This is a genomic window from Pontibaca salina (assembly GCF_016307205.1).
In the GTDB taxonomy this organism is placed as follows: Bacteria; Pseudomonadota; Alphaproteobacteria; order Rhodobacterales; family Rhodobacteraceae; genus Pontibaca; species Pontibaca salina.
The window spans coordinates 77988-94116 of record NZ_JAEIJD010000007.1; the positions used below are offsets into that span (position 1 = coordinate 77988).

Below are 16129 nucleotides of genomic sequence, written 5' to 3' on the forward strand. Positions count from 1 at the left end.
ATGATTGTGCGCTCCTATCCGCTTATCCTGCTTCTGCTCGCTCTGGTGTTTGCTGGGATCGCTATCTGGGCAATGTCGCGCCAGCGCACTCCGGATGCCGCCAAAGTTGCCGCGGCCTATGCGACACCGCTTGCCGCGCCGGAAGGGCCGTTGCGCGTGTTTCACCTTGGGCACAGTCTTGTCGGGCGCGATATGCCTGCAATGTTGGCGCAATTTGCCGGTAAGGGCCACGACTATGCCAGCCAGTTGGGTTGGGGCACGTCGCTGCGCGAACATTGGGAGCCGGATATCGAGATTAACGGGTTCGAAGCCGAAAACGCCCATCCGCATTTCCGCGCAGCGCATGAGGCCATCGCCTCGGGAAATTACGATGCCGTGGTGCTGACAGAGATGGTCGAACTGCGCGACGCGATCCGCTATCACGACAGTGCGCGATATCTGAGCCGTTGGGCTGATCTTGCGCGCACAGCAAACCCGGATGTGCGTATCTATCTTTATGAAACATGGCACAGCCTGACCGATCCCGACTGGCTGGAGCGGCTGGACGATGATCTTGCGCAGCTTTGGGAGCGGCGAGTTTTGCTGCCCGACCTAATTGACCCCGCGAACAAAAATCCTGTGCGTGTCATCCCCGCCGGACAGGTTCTGGCGCGTTTCGTGCGCAAGGTCGAAACTGCGGGCGGAATCGACAATGTGACGGATCGCACCGCCCTGTTTGCCCGCGATCCTTCCGGTGAGCTTGATCCCATCCATATGGGCGATTTGGGGAATTACCTCGTGGCACTGACCCACTTCGCCACGTTTTATCACCGCTCGCCCGTCGGTTTATCGCGACAATTGCGACGCGCGGATGGGTCTACCGCCGATGCGCCGGGGCCCGAGGCCGCACGGGTAATGCAGGAAACCGTGTGGGAGGTCGTCGGCTCCTATCGCAAAACCGGAGTGGCACAATGAGCTGGGTTCCTCGCCTTGGCGTGATCGTGTTGCTCGGCCAGTTGGCTTTTGGCCTGTCCGCTCCGGTTTCGGCCAGTGAACCTGAAGCCGTTGACGCCCAACCCATGGCGGTAAACCTCACTGGTGTCAGCGACTGGAGCGTGCAGCAGCCATTTATTAACGTTATGAAATCCGCGCGCCCGTGGATTGGGCATAAGCCGAACCAATGGGGCGGTATGGATTATGATGAACTGGCAATGGCCGGGCATCTTGACGAAAACGGCTGGCCAATCAGAATTCCGCACGAGCTCAGTTCGATTGCGACCCTGATCCTGACCGATCTGCCCGAAGCAGCGGTTTCGCTGGCAGGGCGGTATCGGCTGCAGTTTGAGGGTGACGGTATCGTTGAGGTTGGTGGACGGGCGAAGAATCTGCGCTTTGCTCCCAATGAGGTCACGTTCGACTTTACCCCCGGTCCCGGCGGTGTTGAGGTCCGCATCAAACGCACCGATCGCAAGGGGACGGGCGATTACATCCGCAACATCACGGTAATCGCCGAAGACCGAATTTCCGCCTATGAGACTGGCACAATCTTCAATCCCGACTGGCTCGCGCTGATCCGTGATTTCGGTGTAGTGCGCTTTATGGACTGGATGGCGACCAACGATTCCGAGCAGGCCCATTGGAGTGACCGGCCACTGTTGAGCGATTACACTTGGGCGCGCATCGGGGTCCCGGTCGAAATCATGCTGGCGCTGGCCAACGAACTGGATGCAGATCCGTGGTTTACCATGCCCCATCGCAGCGACGATGCGTATAATCTGCGCTTTGCCCGTGCCGTGCGCGACGGGTTGAACAAAAATCGACGCGCCTATGTCGAGTATTCCAACGAAGTCTGGAACTGGCAGTTCCAGCAAGCCAGATGGGCCGACGAACAGGCGCGGGCGCGCTGGAAAGCCACGGATTCCTGGATGCAATTCTATGGCATGCGCGCCGCGCAGATCGCCGGCATCTGGACCGATGTGTTCGGTGCCAGCGCCGACCGGCGGCTGGTGCGTGTGATCTCGTCTCAGGCCGGATGGCTGGGGCTTGAGAAAATGGCGCTGGAGGCTCCGCTTTGGCAGGCGGAGGGCAATCCGGCACCCTATACGGCCTTTGATGCCTATGCGATCACCGGCTATTTCGGCCATATTCTAGGCACCGAGTCCCGTTTTGGGCTGGTCAATGGCTGGCTTGACGACAGCCTGCAGGCGGCCAGGGATGCGGCGGCTGCGCAAGGGCTACGGGATGCCGCACGTGATGATTACATCGCCGCCCACCGCTATGGTCACGCCAGCGCGCTTGCAGCGCAAGAATTGCGTGACGGTTCGATCAGTGGCGATCCCGCAGATACGCTGGCGGATCTGTTGGGCAATACCGTGCCTTGGCATGCAAAAGTGGCGCAGGACCACGATCTTGACCTGATCATGTATGAAGGTGGCACCCATGTCGTCGGTATCGGACCGATGGTTGATAACCAAACGTTGACTGACTTCTTCATCCATTTGAATTACACGCCCGAAATGGGAGAGCTTTACCGCGACCTAATTTCTGGTTGGCATGAGGCCGGCGGGCAGTTATTCAATGTCTTTGTCGATGTGTCCAAACCGACAAAATGGGGCAGTTGGGGGGCGCTGCGATTTTTGTCGGATAGCAACCCGCGCTGGGATGCGGTGCTTGCAGCGCAGTAATGCAATCTTTGGAGCTGAGCAGTTCACGGCAGACCTGCCTGCAGGTTGTTGATTTACTTGAAGGAGCTGCCAGCTCTGATGGCGCGGGTGAAGTGCTCGGCCAGTTTAGCGGCCTCATGCCCGGCGTCATGACGTGCCAGAACCCGCTGACGCGCCGCCTGCCCCATTTCCGACAGTTTATCGCGCGGAGTCGCTGTCATATCCGCCACCGCTTGCGCCAAAGCATCAACATCGCCTGCTGGCACCAACCAACCGGTCTGCTGTGAGCGCACCAATTCTGGAATCCCCGCGATATAAGTGGCAATGACCGGACGGGCCATCGCCATCGCCTCCATCACCACCATCGGCAACCCTTCGGCAAAGCTGGGAAGGATCAGTCCATGCGCGGACGCCAATTCGCGGCGCACACCCGCCTCGTCCAGCCAACCGGTCAATGTGATGCGCTCACCAAGATCGTGGCGCATGATTGCGGCCTCTAGCGCGGGGCGCATCTCACCATCCCCGACCAGAGTCAGGTGCAGGTCCAACTGGGTATCTCCTAGCCGGGCCATCGCCTCGACCAACAACATCTGGCCTTTTTGCTCGACGAACCGCCCGATATTGACCAGCCGCATAGGGCCGTCGGGCAGTGGCGGCGGATCATTGAAGTGCGCTGGCTCAATAGTGCAATGCACGACATGCAATCGCGGCCATGTCTCGAATGCCGCCCAGCGGGCCAGTTGACTGCGCCCGAACTGGCTGACCGCAACGGCAAACGCAGCGTGGTCCAGCTTCGCCCCCAGAGACAGCGCTCGCGGCGCGTCAAACTCCTCCGGTCCATGAATGGTAAAGCTGTAACCCGGCCCGCCCAGCTCGTGCGCCAGCAAAGCAACGGCGGTGGCATTGGTGCCAAAATGGGCATGCATATGATCAATGCCGGCACTAGCACATCGCCGCGCAACGGCGGCGGCTTCGGCGAGATAGACCAGATGTCGCAGAATCCCGGGATCTGATATACGCCCCATCTGCCAAGCCTGCCGTAATGCGCGCCCAAAACGGTGTGGCGCGGACAGAGCGCAAGTCAGCGTTTCGCGCAACAGACCCAAGGCGCCAAGATCGAGAACATATTCGGTCAGCGCCGCCTCTTCGCGATCCGCCGGGTCGACGAGTTCGCTCTCGCTGCGCCGCATCGCCAGCCGTACGATCCGTGCGCCCCCGGCTTCAAGCGCGCGCAGTTCACGCCGGATAAAGCTGTGCGAGGGCTGCGGATAGGTGTTCAGGATATATGCGATATTCACACCGTCTCCTACTTTGATTAGCCAACGCTAACCTTTTGCGCGCACGGTGAAAAGTGCCGTAATTTCTTCATTTTTCCCGTGTATTCTGATCGCAGGGGATACCTATAGGATATTGGCCGCCCGATCAGCGCTACAGCATATTGACCCCCCTTGGTGCCGGGCCTAGCCTGAGCACAATACCGCGATGGGCATGGATTTGATGCAAGCAATCACCGGGGCATTTCGGGGCGACGGGCTGATGGCGCGCGGGCTGCGCAGCGCTTCATACGTGGTGTTTGGCTATGGTACCAGTCAGGCGCTGCGTCTGGCGTCCAACCTTATTCTGACCCGGCTGCTGTTTCCTGAAGCATTTGGTATGATGGCGCTGATAAGCGTTGTGCTGGTCGGACTGGCGTTGTTTTCGGATGTCGGTATTGGCCCGGCCATCGCGCAGAATGAGCGCGGAGACGATCCGGATTTTCTGAACACTGCCTGGTCGATTCAGGTTGTGCGCGGTTTCGGGTTATGGGCGCTTACCGGGGCGCTTGCGGTGCCGGTGGCCCGCTTCTACGACGCTCCAGAACTCGCACTTTATCTGCCTTTGGCTGGAATTTCTCTGGCGATCTCGGGTTTTAACCCAACTCGGATTCATACGGCGCAACGGCACCTGCTGTTGGGCCGACTGACCGTGCTTGAGTTGTCCAGTCAACTGCTCAGCCTTGTGGTCGTGGTTGTCTTGGCGCTGATTATCAAGTCAGTTCTCGCGCTGGTGATTGGTGGCGTCGTATCCGCCGCCTTCATGTTAGCCTTGGCTCATTTTAACCTGCCCGGCCACAAAAACCGATTTCGCTGGGAACGCGCGGCGGCCGAGGAGCTGATCCGCTTTGGCAAGTGGATTTTTCTCTCCACGGCGTTCTCTTTTGTCAGCAGCCAAGGCGACCGTGCGATCCTTGGTCGGTTCTTAACGCTGGAGGCGCTTGGCTTCTATAATATCGGCTATTTCCTGGCCAGTTTTCCGACCATCCTTGGCCATACCATGACGCATAAGATATTGATTCCGGTCTATCGCGACCTTTGCCACGACGCGACTGGGTCAGGACAGCGTAAGCTGCGCATGATGCGCTTCGGCCTTAGCGCTATACTGTTGTCGATGCTTGCAATAATGGCCCTGTTTGGGCCGGCATTGGTCGAGTTTCTTTACGATGACCGTTACATGCTGGCGATGCCGATGGTGACGCTGATTGCATGCGCACAGATTCCTTCAATAATCGGTATGAGCTATGAGCAGGCCGCGCTTGCCGCCGGCGACAGCCGGTCTTATTTCTTGCTATCGGCGACGCGCGCCGTTCTACAGGTGTCGCTGCTGGTGGCGGGCGTATCGCTGTTCGGATTGACCGGTGCCATCAGCGCAATGGGATTGGCGTTATTGTTGGCCTATCCTGTGCTCATTTGGTTATCACGCCGCCACCGCGTCTGGGACCCGTTGCACGATTTGCTGTTTTTCACCCTAGGTGCAGGATTGACCGCGCTAGCGCTCATATTGCACTGGAACCTGATCAGCGCGATGGCTAGCGCGCTCTGACGCGATGCGGAAATTCGTTTGATACACTCCGGTTGCCGCCTTACAGGCAGGCGTCAACTTGTCCGTCGCCAAAACCAGCCGCGCTGGCGTGGCTCCGTTTCAAGATGCGGAATCGATATCACCGGCTCAAGACCAGTTTCGCGCTCCATCTGCACCGCGCTGCGAATGACAGGTCGGCGCAAGTCTAACAGAAAGGCAATCAGAAGCGCCAAACCGAGGCTTGCCACTCCGCCCATTGCCGCGACTTTCTTGCGGCTCCCACCTGTGGGGTAATCGGGCAATCCCGCAGGTTCAATAACCGTAAGCCGTTCGGCCTGTTGTTCGCTTTCAAGCCCAAAGCCGACTTCAGCCTCGGATTGTCGAGCCATCACCATGTCCAGTTGGCGCTGCACGTCGTCGCGCTCGCGCGTCAGCACATTCAATTCGCGCTCGATTTCCGGGGTAGTCTCGATCGATGCCATCAGGTCGTGGCGGCGATTTTCCAGCAGGCTCCGCTGTTCCGTCAGAATAGCCAACTCGTCATCGTAGTCTTGACGCAGACGCTGTGCCGTAGCATCCCGCGCAGTGCGGATCTCACGCTCTGCTTGGCGTTCGATCGCGATCGTTTCACGGTCAATCTCCAGAAGCGTCTGATTTATAGCGTCGATCTCCGCGCGCCGCGACTCGACGCTGCCGGGCAGAGAAACGTCATGCGTATTACGAAAGTCAACGATACGATCTTCAAGCGCTGCCAATTCCGTGCGCAATACCCGTTCCCGCTCCGCAAAAAATTTCAGCGTCTCGCGGGCCTGCAGAATCCGCGAATCGACGCTCAGCTCAATAATGCGCTGAGAGATCTCGCGCGCAACCGCCTGTGCCAGCTCTGGGCTTGACATTTCGGCACTGACCGTCAGCACGGAGATGGCGCCGTCATCGCTATATCCGGTACGCGCTGCTGCCACCACATCGATGCCTACCGAACGGCGGAAGAGATTGACCTTTTCATTCGGGGTTAATGGTAGGTTTGAGTAGAGTCCGAGTTTTTCGATCAATTCAAAGATACTGCCACGCGTCATCAACTGTTGCTCGACAAGTTGAAGCCGCCGCGCCGATGTTCCCTGGACAGTTGAGCGCGCCAATTCATCTGCGACCTTCGGCCGGGCCAGTTGAAGCACTTGGTATGACGTGTAGACATGAGGACGTGAAAGCGCGAAATAAACTGACGCGAGACAGCCCAACAGCACGATCAAACCAATCAGAATCGCGCGCCTGCGCACGAGATCTATAATATCTTCAAAGCTGTGTATCGGCCCCATATTGCGACCTTTCTACCCTTAAAACCAAGTACTCATATGCGAAACGGCGCTTTGACTATCTCTCTCACCCGGAACGGCGCGCTCGGTTCAGGATAACTCCCAATAACGGGCTCTGTCCCTCCAATATGCGTTCACAAGCAGCAATCTCGCGCGCAAGGGTGCGGGTGCCGTCGGTTACCAGTAGAACCCCGTCAAGTTGCGGCAGGAATGCAGCCAGATCATCATGTTCGAGAACCGCCGGAAAATCGTAGAGTATTGCGTCAGGACGCAATGCCGCGTTCATGCGCACCAGCGAGTCCGCGCTGCGGGGGTCGTGAAACACCTCGGCCGCGCCGCGATCGACCTTATATGCCTGCCCGACAGCAAGCGTGTCACTGGTGCGCATGAGATGTTGATCGATACCAATGCGTCCCGACAGAAAATCGGGCAGATCGCCATGGCGGGCTAAATCCAGCGCCGTGGCAATCCCCGGATTCCGCTGGTTCATATCCATCAAGACCGTTCTACTGCCCGGCACGCGGGCAATGCTTTGAGCTAGATTAACTGCCGTAAACGTTGTCCCGCAACCCGATGTCGGCGCCGCGATCGCAATACGGTTCCAGCCATGCGACCGCAATGATTGCAATAACCGCGTGCGCAGCAGGTCGAATGCACTGCGGGCGGGATCCGGACGGAAAAAATCAGCCAAAAGCATCCTGCGCGCGGGGTTTCCACGCCGGTCTGGGCGCATCAGCGGCAGCCCCTCAAAGTGCCGTGCGGGATCCCCCGCGTCCAATGGCAGCAAAGCCATCGACTCGGCCCGCACCAGCGGATCATTCGAGGGCATGACCTTGGCAGATTCGGCATCGGTATAATTTTGTCGATCGTAGAGTTTTTTGCCCGACATCTGCGTCATCTGTTACCTGATATCCAAATTATACCGTGGCCCCCAATGGATTTATCCGATCTTATAATCGTGCCAACATACTGAAGCATCCGTTGCATTATGCCCAAGTCTTCCACAAGATATAAGCGAAAGTCATGCCGCCTCAATACCCTGTCCGGCGTAATACCACGCCGACTGTGCGCAACAGCAACGCCATATCGCCACGGCACGATAGGTCGGCATAATAGGTTGCATCAAGTCGCGCGCGATCAGCAAACTCGCCCTCATTACGCGCGGACACCTGCCAAAGCCCTGTCAGACCCGGTCTGAGCGCGAAATATGGTTCAGGATCACCATAAAGCACTAACTGCTCCGGTAGCATGGGGCGCGGTCCGACAATGCTCATTTCACCTTTGAGAACGTTCCACAATTGCGGCAGTTCATCCAAGGAGGAAGCCCGTAATACCGCGCCCAATCGTGTCACCCTGGGGTCGTGGCGCAGCTTTTGCGTGGTGCGCCATTCCTCGGCAAGCACAGGATCGTTTTCGAGATAGTGGCCTAGCAGCTGATCGGCATCACGCACCATCGAACGCAACTTGACGATCCAGAAGATGCGCCCGTCCTTGCCTAAACGGGCTTGTCGATAAAACGGCTGACCGCCCTCGATCCACAAGGCTAGTGCGCACAGCAGGATAATCGGTAACGTGACCGGCAAGGCCGCAAGCAAAAACAACAGGTCAAGGACAGGTTTACCGATGTACCGATAGATCCTCCGCCGCAAAACAATCTTCTGTCGATCTGAAATCGGCGTCTTTGAAGGTCGATCGGACTCGAAAACCGTGCTGCCGTTCTCGCCCGACGGGCTTAACCTCAGCGGTGCGTCGTCACGCCTAAGATCAACCTTTGAGCCAATAATCGGAGTGGGACCAATCTTAAAATCAACATTCTTCATAATTGCCCCCCAAAGAGCAATCTCCGTCAACTCGGAGTCCGGGCTCAAGACAGCAAAACTTGCCCGACACTTTTAAAATCAATTTAACCAGAGACCATACCTCTGGGCACATGTCCTCGATCAGATAAAACTTCGCGCTCTGGTCTAGTATTTAGGCGCCTTCTTCCACCTTTAGGGCGTTGCGTGACCGTTACGAATAAGGTCACATCCTGCAACAGATACGTAAGGAATGCTTTCTCTAGAAGCTCTTTCTTTCTACCCGGTTTACAGCTTGAGCAGGGTAACAATGAAGAGGCGAATCGATCAAGCAGGGTATTCACTACCTTATCACCGGCCTGATGAGGAATAGTACAGAAGCTATGCGACTTTTCCTAACTCATGTAACGCGACGCTTCTCCAACTTGGGAACCGCCCCGTGCGTTGTAGATTCGCCTTGGCTGTGCTTGATATTTCCGACAGATGATCAAGAATTGCAACAGACAAGAGCGATGAATTCAACGATGCAGAAAAATGATATTGGCGTCAACTGGATCGCAGTCGAAATTCGGGCCGAAACTCTCAAAGCGTGGGCCATGAAAGACACCCGCGCCTTGGCTTCCTCCACAGCCAATCGGACACAGAGCGGATTGGAGAGCGAGCTACTGGCATTGATCGGTCACTGGTTGACGGCAAATGTTAGAATAGATGTGGTCGCATGCGGCCCGAGCGAGGCGCCGCTGCACCCCATTCCCGCCAAACCGGCCGAACTATCGGCAGTTGCGGCAGCGATAGCGGATAAACGGGTTGCCCTGTCATATCTGCCGGGCCTGTCTCAGACCGCACCACCGGCAATAATGCAGGGGCCGGAAACCCACATTGCCGGCTTTCTGTCGCTGAATCCTGGCTGGGACGGGGTAATCTGTCTACCCGGAGCGCAGACAGTCTGGGCCCATGTCAGCGCCGGAGAAGTCGTCAGCTTTCAGAGCTTTCTTACTCTCGGCCTTATCCAAACTCTGTCGCGTGACCTCCAGATCTCCGGATGTGGTGCAGAATTCGGGAATGACGACCCTGCCTTCGCCGAGGCTGTCAACGAAACGCTAACGCGCCCAGAGAGGCTGGCGACGCGCCTGGCGGCCATCCCGGCACAACACCGCCTGACTGGGCAGACCCACAAGACCGGATATGCACAGCTCTTGGGGTTTTTGATCGGGGCTGAACTGGCAGCGGCGCGGCCCTATTGGCTGGGTCAACAGCTTGCGGTGATTGGCGACAATGACGCTGCATCGGCTTATCAACGCGCCTTGTCTCTTCAGGGCGCGCCGAGCGTGCTGGCCGATGATACCGCCACCCTGCTAAAAGGCATGGCAGAGCGCCGTATTATCCTTTAATCTCAGCGCCATACCCGTTATAGTAAGTGTATCACATGAAGCGGCCACTCTGCTGGGAGATTAAGGTGGTTGCGGAATTCGACTTGCCTTGCATGATACAGGTCCGCGCCAGCATTGTGGCTGGCGCGGATTCATGGGAAGTGATGCGGCACAACCTGCTTTTTTCGATGAGGAGCGCATGACACAAATCATTCAATCTCTTGACGAGATCCAGTCACAGTATCCGGCGATGTTCGTTGATCTCTGGGGCTGTGTTCATGATGGCGTGCGCGCCCTGCCCGATGCCGTCGCGGCCTTGCAGGCCTACCGCAAAAGCGGCGGCGTCGTGGTTCTGGTGACCAATTCGCCCAAACCCCGCGCTGGGGTCGAACGGCAACTGACGGCGGTCGGCGTGCCGGACGATGCTTGGGACGCCATTGCCAGTTCCGGCGACAGCGCCCGTGCCGCCATGTTCGAGGGCGTTGTCGGTAAAAAGGTCTGGTTCATGGGAGATTGGGAGCGCGACGGCGGTTTCTTCGATCCGATGCAAGTGATCAGTGATCCGGTGGCGATCGAACGGGTTCCGCTGGAAGAGGCCGAAGGCATCGTTTGCAGCGGTCTGTTCCCCGACCAGTCCAAACCGGAAGAAAGCCGGCCCCAGTTTCTTTACGCCAAGCAGAAGGGGCTGAAACTGCTTTGCGCGAATCCCGATATCGTCGTCGATCGGGGCGACACCCGGGAATGGTGCGCCGGGGCGCTGGCGCAGCTTTATACCGAGATGGGTGGCGAAAGTTTTTATTTCGGCAAGCCGCACCCGCCAATCTATGATCTGGCCCGCCGCCGTCTGGCTGCGCTGGGGCGCGATGTCGAGACGGGTTCGATTCTTGCCATCGGCGATGGCGTGCAGACCGATATTCTGGGTGCGATGGGTGAAGGTATCGATTCTCTTTTCATCAGCGGCGGACTGGCCCTGAAAGAAACCAACACCACGCATCAACCGGATGAAACTGCACTAAGGTCTTATCTCGAAAAGGAAAAGGTAGAGCCGACCTTCACCATCGGCGCGTTGCGCTGATGTTTTTAGGGCTTGATTTTCTGCGCTCGCAAAGCAATAAAGTTACGCAAGCAGGGCCTGTGAGGTCCTTTAATTGCTGCGGCGATCAGAGCGAGGAAATCATGTTGGACAATCTGCCCCGTGGAACGATCTGTATCGAAGACATCGAAATGGGCATGACGCGCCATTTGCGAAAAACCGTAACCGATGCGGATATCGAGTTGTTCGCGCAGATCTCGACCGATCGCAATCCGGTGCATCTGGATGATGATTATGCCCGTGACACTATCTTCCAGGGGCGGATCGCCCACGGCATGCTCACTGCGGGGTTGATCTCGGCGGTGATCGGAGAGCAATTGCCGGGGCACGGCACCGTCTATATGGGCCAGTCACTGAAATTCCTTGGCCCCGTGCGCCCCGGTGACATGGTCTATGCCGAAGTCAAGGTGATCGACATCGACATCTCCAAGCGCCGCGTCAAGCTGGACTGCCATTGCGAGGTTGACGGCAAGAAGGTGCTGGTGGGCGAGGCCATGGTCCTGGCACCGTCGCGCAAGTTTGATTGACGCGCGGCGGGCTTGCCCAGATTGACGATGGATTGCATGGCTGCTGCGCACCTTAGGACCCCGTGACCGGTTTCATAGGCGACGCTGGGAGGCGTCTTGTTTTCGACACGAAACCGCTTCACACTTTGACTGTTGCGCATTAGGCAAGGGCCATGCGTATTATCCGTGACTATCAGTTCGTCGAACCGCAAGATCGTGGCGCCAGCGCCGCAATCGGCAATTTCGATGGTGTGCATCTGGGGCATCAATCTGTCATCGACATTGCGCGTCATGCGACACCCGATGCGCCCTTGGGTGTTTTGACATTCGAGCCGCATCCACGGGAATATTTCGCGCCCCAATCTCCGCCTTTTCGCCTTATGGGACGACAGGCGCGGGCCAGCCGGCTGGAGAAAATCGGCGTCGATCTGTTATATGAACTGCATTTCAACACCGCGCTGGCCACCATGTCGCCGCATGAATTTGCCCGCGATGTCATTTCCGAAGGTCTGGGTCTGGCGCATGTGGTTGTGGGCGAGGATTTCCGGTTCGGTCAGGGGCGCAGCGGCAATTCGGCCGACATGGTCCGCTTTGGCGGCGAAATGGGGTTCGGCGTCACCCTTGCGCCCCTGCTGGGCAATGGAGATGTCACGGTGTCCTCGACCGCGATCCGCCAGGCGCTCAGCGACGGGCGGCCGCGTGATGCTGCGGCGATGCTTGGCCATTGGCACCGTATTCAGGGCCGTGTCATCACCGGCGAGCAGCGCGGCCGCATCATGGGCTATCCAACCGCCAATATGTCGATCGACGGGCTGCACCCACCGGCCTTTGGCGTCTATGCGGTCTTGGCCGATGTTCTGGATGGCCCCCACAAGGGCAGCTACCATGGCGCAGCCAGTATCGGCGTGCGCCCCATGTTCGGGGAAAATCAGGCCAATCTAGAAACCTTTCTGCTGGACTTTTCCGGCGATCTTTATGGTGCGACTCTGTCTGTGGCGCTGGTCGATTATCTGCGCCCGGAGCTGAAATTCGATAATATCGAGGCCTTGATCGCGCAAATGGATGACGACTGCGCCCAAGCCCGCGCCATATTGGCCCAGACATGAGTGATCCGATCAATCGTGACGGGCTGGCGCCGCGCTTCTGGGAGCGAAAACCCCTTGACCGTATGACCCGGCGGGAATGGGAGGCGCTGTGCGACGGCTGCGGAAAATGCTGTCTGAACAAGCTTGAAGACGAAGACACCGGCGAAATCGAGTTGACCCGGGTTGCCTGCCGTCTGCTCGATGATTGTACCAGTCTTTGCGCGCATTACGAAATCCGCCACCAGTTCGTGCCAGAATGTATCGTGCTGCGCCCCAGCACCCTGGAAAAGAACCTGTACTGGATGCCGCAGACCTGTGCCTACCGGCTTTTGTGGGAAGGCAAACCCCTTTATGACTGGCACCCGCTGATCTCGGGCGATCCCGAAAGCGTCCACCGTGCCGGCGTTTCCCTGCGCGGCCAGACGGTTTCCGAGTTCGATACCCCCGAAGAGGACTGGGAAGATTACATCATCGAGGAGCCGACCTGATGTTTTTTGCCTCTGACAATGCCGGCCCGGTGCACCCCAAGGTCATGGCGGCGCTACACGAAGCCAATACCGGCCACGCTTTGCCCTATGGCGATGACGAACTGATGGACGAGGTGCGCCAGCGCTTGCGCGACCTGTTCGAGGCACCCGACGCGGCGGTCTATCTGGTGGCGACCGGTACCGCCGCCAATGCCCTTGCTCTGGCCACAATGTGCAAGCCGTGGCAGACCGTGTTCTGCTCACCAGTGGCCCATATTCAGGAAGACGAGTGCAACGCGCCCGAGTTTTATTCCGGCGGTGCCAAGCTGACGCTTGTGCCGGGCGGCGACCGTATGTGCCCCGAAGCCTTGCGTAGCGCCATCAAGGCCGAAGAAAACCGCGGCGTACATGGGCCTCAGCGCGGGCCGGTCTCAATCACGCAAGTCACCGAATCTGGCACGGTTTACGATCTGGATGAACTGCGGGCGCTGACCGAGATTGCGCAGGAATTCCAGCTACCGGTGCATATGGACGGCGCACGGATCGCCAATGCCGTGGTAAAACTCGACTGCACCCTCGCCCAGATGACCTGGAAGCTGGGCGTCGATGCAGTGTCGTTCGGCGGCACCAAGAATGGGCTGATGGGCGTCGAGGCGGTGATCTTTTTCGATCCAGCCAAGGCGCAGGAGTTCGAATATCGCCGCAAGCGCGGGGCGCACCTGTTCTCCAAACATCGCTATCTGTCGGCGCAGATGGCCGCCTATCTGCGTGACGATCTGTGGCGCGAATGCGCGCTCAAAGCGAACGCAAACGCCCGCCGTCTGGCGCAAGGGTTGGAGCAAGCCGGGGCTGAAATTCTGCACAGACCGGATGCCAACATGGTTTTCGCTGCTCTCCCACGACGCATCCATCATCGCCTGCTTGCGGCGGGCGCGCAGTACTACCCTTGGACCGGTGATTTCAATGGGCCCGCTGATGAAATGTTGGGCGCAAGACTGGTCTGTGACTGGTCTCTCGACACTGCTGATATCAACCGGTTTTTGGATATCTTGCAGACATCCGTTTCAGAATAGAGATGTAACATCCACCAAGCGCTGAAAAGCCTGTTATGTGGCTGACCGATGGCATCTGCCCCACCTCATGATATTCATATGCACTCCCACCCCACGCTTGCCCCCCGGCAGAGCAACCGCTATGGCCTGCAAATGCTAGACACCAAACTGAACCGCCCTGACCTGCCCGCCGAAATTGCTCGGCGCCGCACTTTTGCCATCATCAGCCATCCGGACGCGGGCAAGACCACCCTAACGGAAAAATTCTTGCTGTTCGGTGGGGCCATCCAGATGGCCGGTCAGGTCCGCGCCAAAGGCGAGGCGCGCCGCACCCGATCTGATTTCATGGCGATGGAAAAGGATCGCGGAATTTCCGTATCCGCATCAGCAATGTCGTTCGATTTCCATAACTTCCGGTTCAATCTGGTCGACACACCGGGCCACTCGGATTTCTCGGAAGACACCTATCGCACGCTGACAGCCGTGGACGCGGCAGTGATGGTGGTCGACGGGGCCAAAGGGGTGGAAAGCCAGACGCAAAAACTGTTCGAGGTCTGCCGTCTGCGCGATCTGCCGATCCTGACCTTTTGCAACAAGATGGACCGCGAAAGCCGCGATACCTTTGACATCATTGACGAAATTCAGCAAAATCTTGCTATCGACGTCACGCCGGCCAGTTGGCCGATCGGGGTTGGGCGCGAGTTTTTGGGATGCTACGATATCCTCAATGACCGTCTTGAGCTGATGGACCGGGCCGACCGCAACCGTGTCGCGGAATCGGTTCGCATTGACGGTCTTGATGACCCCAAGCTGGATGAGTTGATCCCCGCCAACTTGTTGGAGAAACTGCGCGAAGAGGTCGAGATCGCGCGCGAATTGCTGCCCCCCCTGGACCCGCAATCGGTGCTTGAGGGGCATTTGACGCCAATCTGGTTCGGCTCGGCGATCAATTCGTTCGGCGTCAAGGAATTGATGGAAGGCATCGGCACATACGGACCGGAACCGCAGCCACAATCTGCAGATCCTAGACAGATTTCACCCGAAGAAACAAAGGTTTCCGGCTTTGTCTTCAAGGTTCAGGCGAACATGGACCCGAAGCACCGCGACCGTGTCGCCTTTGTGCGGATGGCCTCGGGGCAGTTCAAACGCGGCATGAAGCTGACCCATGTACGTAGCAAGAAGCCGATGACGATCTCAAACCCGGTGCTGTTTCTGGCAGCAGATCGGGAACTAGCGGATGAAGCGTGGGCAGGCGATATTATTGGCATCCCCAACCATGGCCAATTGCGCATCGGCGACACCCTGACCGAAGGCGAAATGCTGCGCGTAACCGGAATTCCCAGCTTCGCGCCGGAATTGTTACAAACGGTACGTGCAAACGATCCTCTGAAGTCCAAACATCTGGAAAAGGCCCTGATGCAATTTGCCGAAGAAGGGGCCGCCAAAGTCTTCAAACCCACTATCGGCTCGGGCTTTATCGTGGGCGTGGTCGGACCGCTGCAATTCGAAGTACTCGCCAGCCGGATCGAGCTGGAATATGGCCTACCCGTACGCTTTGAATCGTCCCAGTTCACATCGGCTCGCTGGGTGAATGGCGAAAAGCCAGCCGTAGATAAATTTACAGAAGCGAATAAACAGCATATCGCCCACGACAATGATGGCGACATCGTATATCTCACCCGTCTGCAATGGGACATTGACCGTATCGAGCGCGACTACCCGGATGTCCGCTTGACGGCCATTAAGGAAATGCAGGCGGTCTGAGGTTTCGGAGCCCAGCCATTCTCCTCATTGGTAATCGTCGCCAGCGGCAACATCGTGGAACCTGTCCGCTAAATCGGGCAACACTTGGTCTGCATGGGCTTTTCGGCGGATTATACCCCGACACTGCCAACCAGCGCGGCGCGCATGTTTCTAAGTTGTGGCCGAGGGTCTGCAATCTTGCTTCAGCCACAAAAAGATACAGG

At 57.9% G+C, this 16129-nt stretch carries 14 protein-coding genes; 10 read left to right on the plus strand and 4 right to left on the minus strand.

Annotated elements, in window-relative coordinates; all coding sequences use genetic code 11:
- Both JAO82_RS09935 and JAO82_RS09940 read left to right on the plus strand, forming a co-directional pair.
- A complete protein-coding gene (locus JAO82_RS09935; RefSeq protein WP_198686225.1) occupies positions 1 to 954 on the plus strand; it encodes a hypothetical protein in 954 nt (317 codons plus the stop codon).
- Entirely contained in the window at positions 951 to 2663 is a 1713-nt protein-coding gene (locus JAO82_RS09940; RefSeq protein ID WP_198686226.1) for a hypothetical protein, read from the plus strand. The genes JAO82_RS09935 and JAO82_RS09940 overlap by 4 nt, the downstream gene beginning before the upstream one ends.
- Positions 2664 to 2716: 53 nt before the next feature.
- On the opposite strand, the gene JAO82_RS09945 is transcribed toward JAO82_RS09940, so the two are convergent.
- Positions 2717 to 3940 (minus strand): glycosyltransferase, encoded by a 1224-nt coding sequence (locus JAO82_RS09945; protein WP_198686227.1) that lies wholly within the window; start codon positions 3938 to 3940, stop codon positions 2717 to 2719.
- Positions 3941 to 4139: 199 nt separating this feature from the next.
- On the opposite strand from JAO82_RS09945, the gene JAO82_RS09950 reads away from it, so the two are divergent.
- Positions 4140 to 5501 carry an oligosaccharide flippase family protein gene (locus tag JAO82_RS09950; RefSeq protein WP_198686228.1) on the plus strand — a complete coding sequence of 454 codons (1362 nt, stop codon included), beginning with the start codon at positions 4140 to 4142 and terminating at the stop codon, positions 5499 to 5501.
- 53 nt (positions 5502 to 5554) lie between these two features.
- Here the strand turns inward: JAO82_RS09950 and JAO82_RS09955 are convergent, their stop codons facing one another.
- The 3 genes from JAO82_RS09955 to JAO82_RS09965 all read right to left on the minus strand — a co-directional run bounded on the left by JAO82_RS09955 (position 5555) and on the right by JAO82_RS09965 (position 8613).
- Positions 5555 to 6556, minus strand: a complete 1002-nt coding sequence (locus tag JAO82_RS09955) for a GumC domain-containing protein (RefSeq protein ID WP_332872517.1) — start codon at positions 6554 to 6556, stop codon at positions 5555 to 5557.
- Between the two features lie 304 nt (positions 6557 to 6860).
- A complete protein-coding gene (locus JAO82_RS09960; RefSeq protein ID WP_198686230.1) occupies positions 6861 to 7691 on the minus strand; it encodes a CpsD/CapB family tyrosine-protein kinase in 831 nt (276 codons plus the stop codon).
- Positions 7692 to 7824: 133 nt separating this feature from the next.
- A complete protein-coding gene (locus JAO82_RS09965; RefSeq protein WP_198686231.1) occupies positions 7825 to 8613 on the minus strand; it encodes a sugar transferase in 789 nt (262 codons plus the stop codon).
- A 500-nt stretch (positions 8614 to 9113) separates the two neighbouring features.
- Between JAO82_RS09965 and JAO82_RS09970 the strand changes: the two genes are divergently transcribed.
- The 7 genes from JAO82_RS09970 to JAO82_RS10000 all read left to right on the plus strand — a co-directional run bounded on the left by JAO82_RS09970 (position 9114) and on the right by JAO82_RS10000 (position 15926).
- Positions 9114 to 9980, plus strand: coding sequence for a 2-dehydro-3-deoxygalactonokinase (locus JAO82_RS09970; protein ID WP_198686232.1), 867 nt, complete (start codon positions 9114 to 9116; stop codon positions 9978 to 9980).
- A 178-nt stretch (positions 9981 to 10158) separates the two neighbouring features.
- Complete coding sequence (locus JAO82_RS09975) at positions 10159 to 11034, plus strand: TIGR01459 family HAD-type hydrolase (protein ID WP_198686233.1); 876 nt, start codon at positions 10159 to 10161, stop codon at positions 11032 to 11034.
- 101 nt (positions 11035 to 11135) lie between these two features.
- A complete protein-coding gene (locus JAO82_RS09980; RefSeq protein WP_198686234.1) occupies positions 11136 to 11579 on the plus strand; it encodes a MaoC family dehydratase in 444 nt (147 codons plus the stop codon).
- A 152-nt stretch (positions 11580 to 11731) separates the two neighbouring features.
- Complete coding sequence (locus tag JAO82_RS09985) at positions 11732 to 12664, plus strand: bifunctional riboflavin kinase/FAD synthetase (RefSeq protein ID WP_198686235.1); 933 nt, start codon at positions 11732 to 11734, stop codon at positions 12662 to 12664.
- On the plus strand, positions 12661 to 13131 hold the full coding sequence (locus tag JAO82_RS09990) for a YcgN family cysteine cluster protein (RefSeq protein WP_198686236.1): 471 nt from the start codon (positions 12661 to 12663) through the stop codon (positions 13129 to 13131). Before JAO82_RS09985 ends, JAO82_RS09990 begins: the two co-directional genes overlap by 4 nt.
- Positions 13131 to 14183, plus strand: a complete 1053-nt coding sequence (locus JAO82_RS09995; protein WP_198686237.1) for a threonine aldolase family protein — start codon at positions 13131 to 13133, stop codon at positions 14181 to 14183. The genes JAO82_RS09990 and JAO82_RS09995 overlap by 1 nt, the downstream gene beginning before the upstream one ends.
- Positions 14184 to 14315: 132 nt before the next feature.
- A complete protein-coding gene (locus JAO82_RS10000) occupies positions 14316 to 15926 on the plus strand; it encodes a peptide chain release factor 3 (RefSeq protein ID WP_198686238.1) in 1611 nt (536 codons plus the stop codon).
- Positions 15927 to 16129: the final 203 nt, after the last annotated feature.

Bases quoted from the DNA above. Each gene is read 5' to 3' on its own strand.
- JAO82_RS09935 (WP_198686225.1), top strand. From the start codon at position 1: ATGATTGTGCGCTCCTATCCGCTTATCCTGCTTCTGCTCGCTCTGGTG.
- JAO82_RS09940 (WP_198686226.1), top strand. From the start codon at position 951: ATGAGCTGGGTTCCTCGCCTTGGCGTGATCGTGTTGCTCGGCCAGTTG.
- JAO82_RS09950 (WP_198686228.1), top strand. From the start codon at position 4,140: ATGCAAGCAATCACCGGGGCATTTCGGGGCGACGGGCTGATGGCGCGC.
- JAO82_RS09955 (WP_332872517.1), bottom strand. From the start codon at position 6,556: ATGACGCGTGGCAGTATCTTTGAATTGATCGAAAAACTCGGACTCTAC.
- JAO82_RS09960 (WP_198686230.1), bottom strand. From the start codon at position 7,691: ATGACGCAGATGTCGGGCAAAAAACTCTACGATCGACAAAATTATACC.
- JAO82_RS09965 (WP_198686231.1), bottom strand. From the start codon at position 8,613: ATGAAGAATGTTGATTTTAAGATTGGTCCCACTCCGATTATTGGCTCA.
- JAO82_RS09970 (WP_198686232.1), top strand. From the start codon at position 9,114: ATGCAGAAAAATGATATTGGCGTCAACTGGATCGCAGTCGAAATTCGG.
- JAO82_RS09975 (WP_198686233.1), top strand. From the start codon at position 10,159: ATGACACAAATCATTCAATCTCTTGACGAGATCCAGTCACAGTATCCG.
- JAO82_RS09980 (WP_198686234.1), top strand. From the start codon at position 11,136: ATGTTGGACAATCTGCCCCGTGGAACGATCTGTATCGAAGACATCGAA.
- JAO82_RS09985 (WP_198686235.1), top strand. From the start codon at position 11,732: ATGCGTATTATCCGTGACTATCAGTTCGTCGAACCGCAAGATCGTGGC.
- JAO82_RS09990 (WP_198686236.1), top strand. From the start codon at position 12,661: ATGAGTGATCCGATCAATCGTGACGGGCTGGCGCCGCGCTTCTGGGAG.
- JAO82_RS09995 (WP_198686237.1), top strand. From the start codon at position 13,131: ATGTTTTTTGCCTCTGACAATGCCGGCCCGGTGCACCCCAAGGTCATG.
- JAO82_RS10000 (WP_198686238.1), top strand. From the start codon at position 14,316: ATGCTAGACACCAAACTGAACCGCCCTGACCTGCCCGCCGAAATTGCT.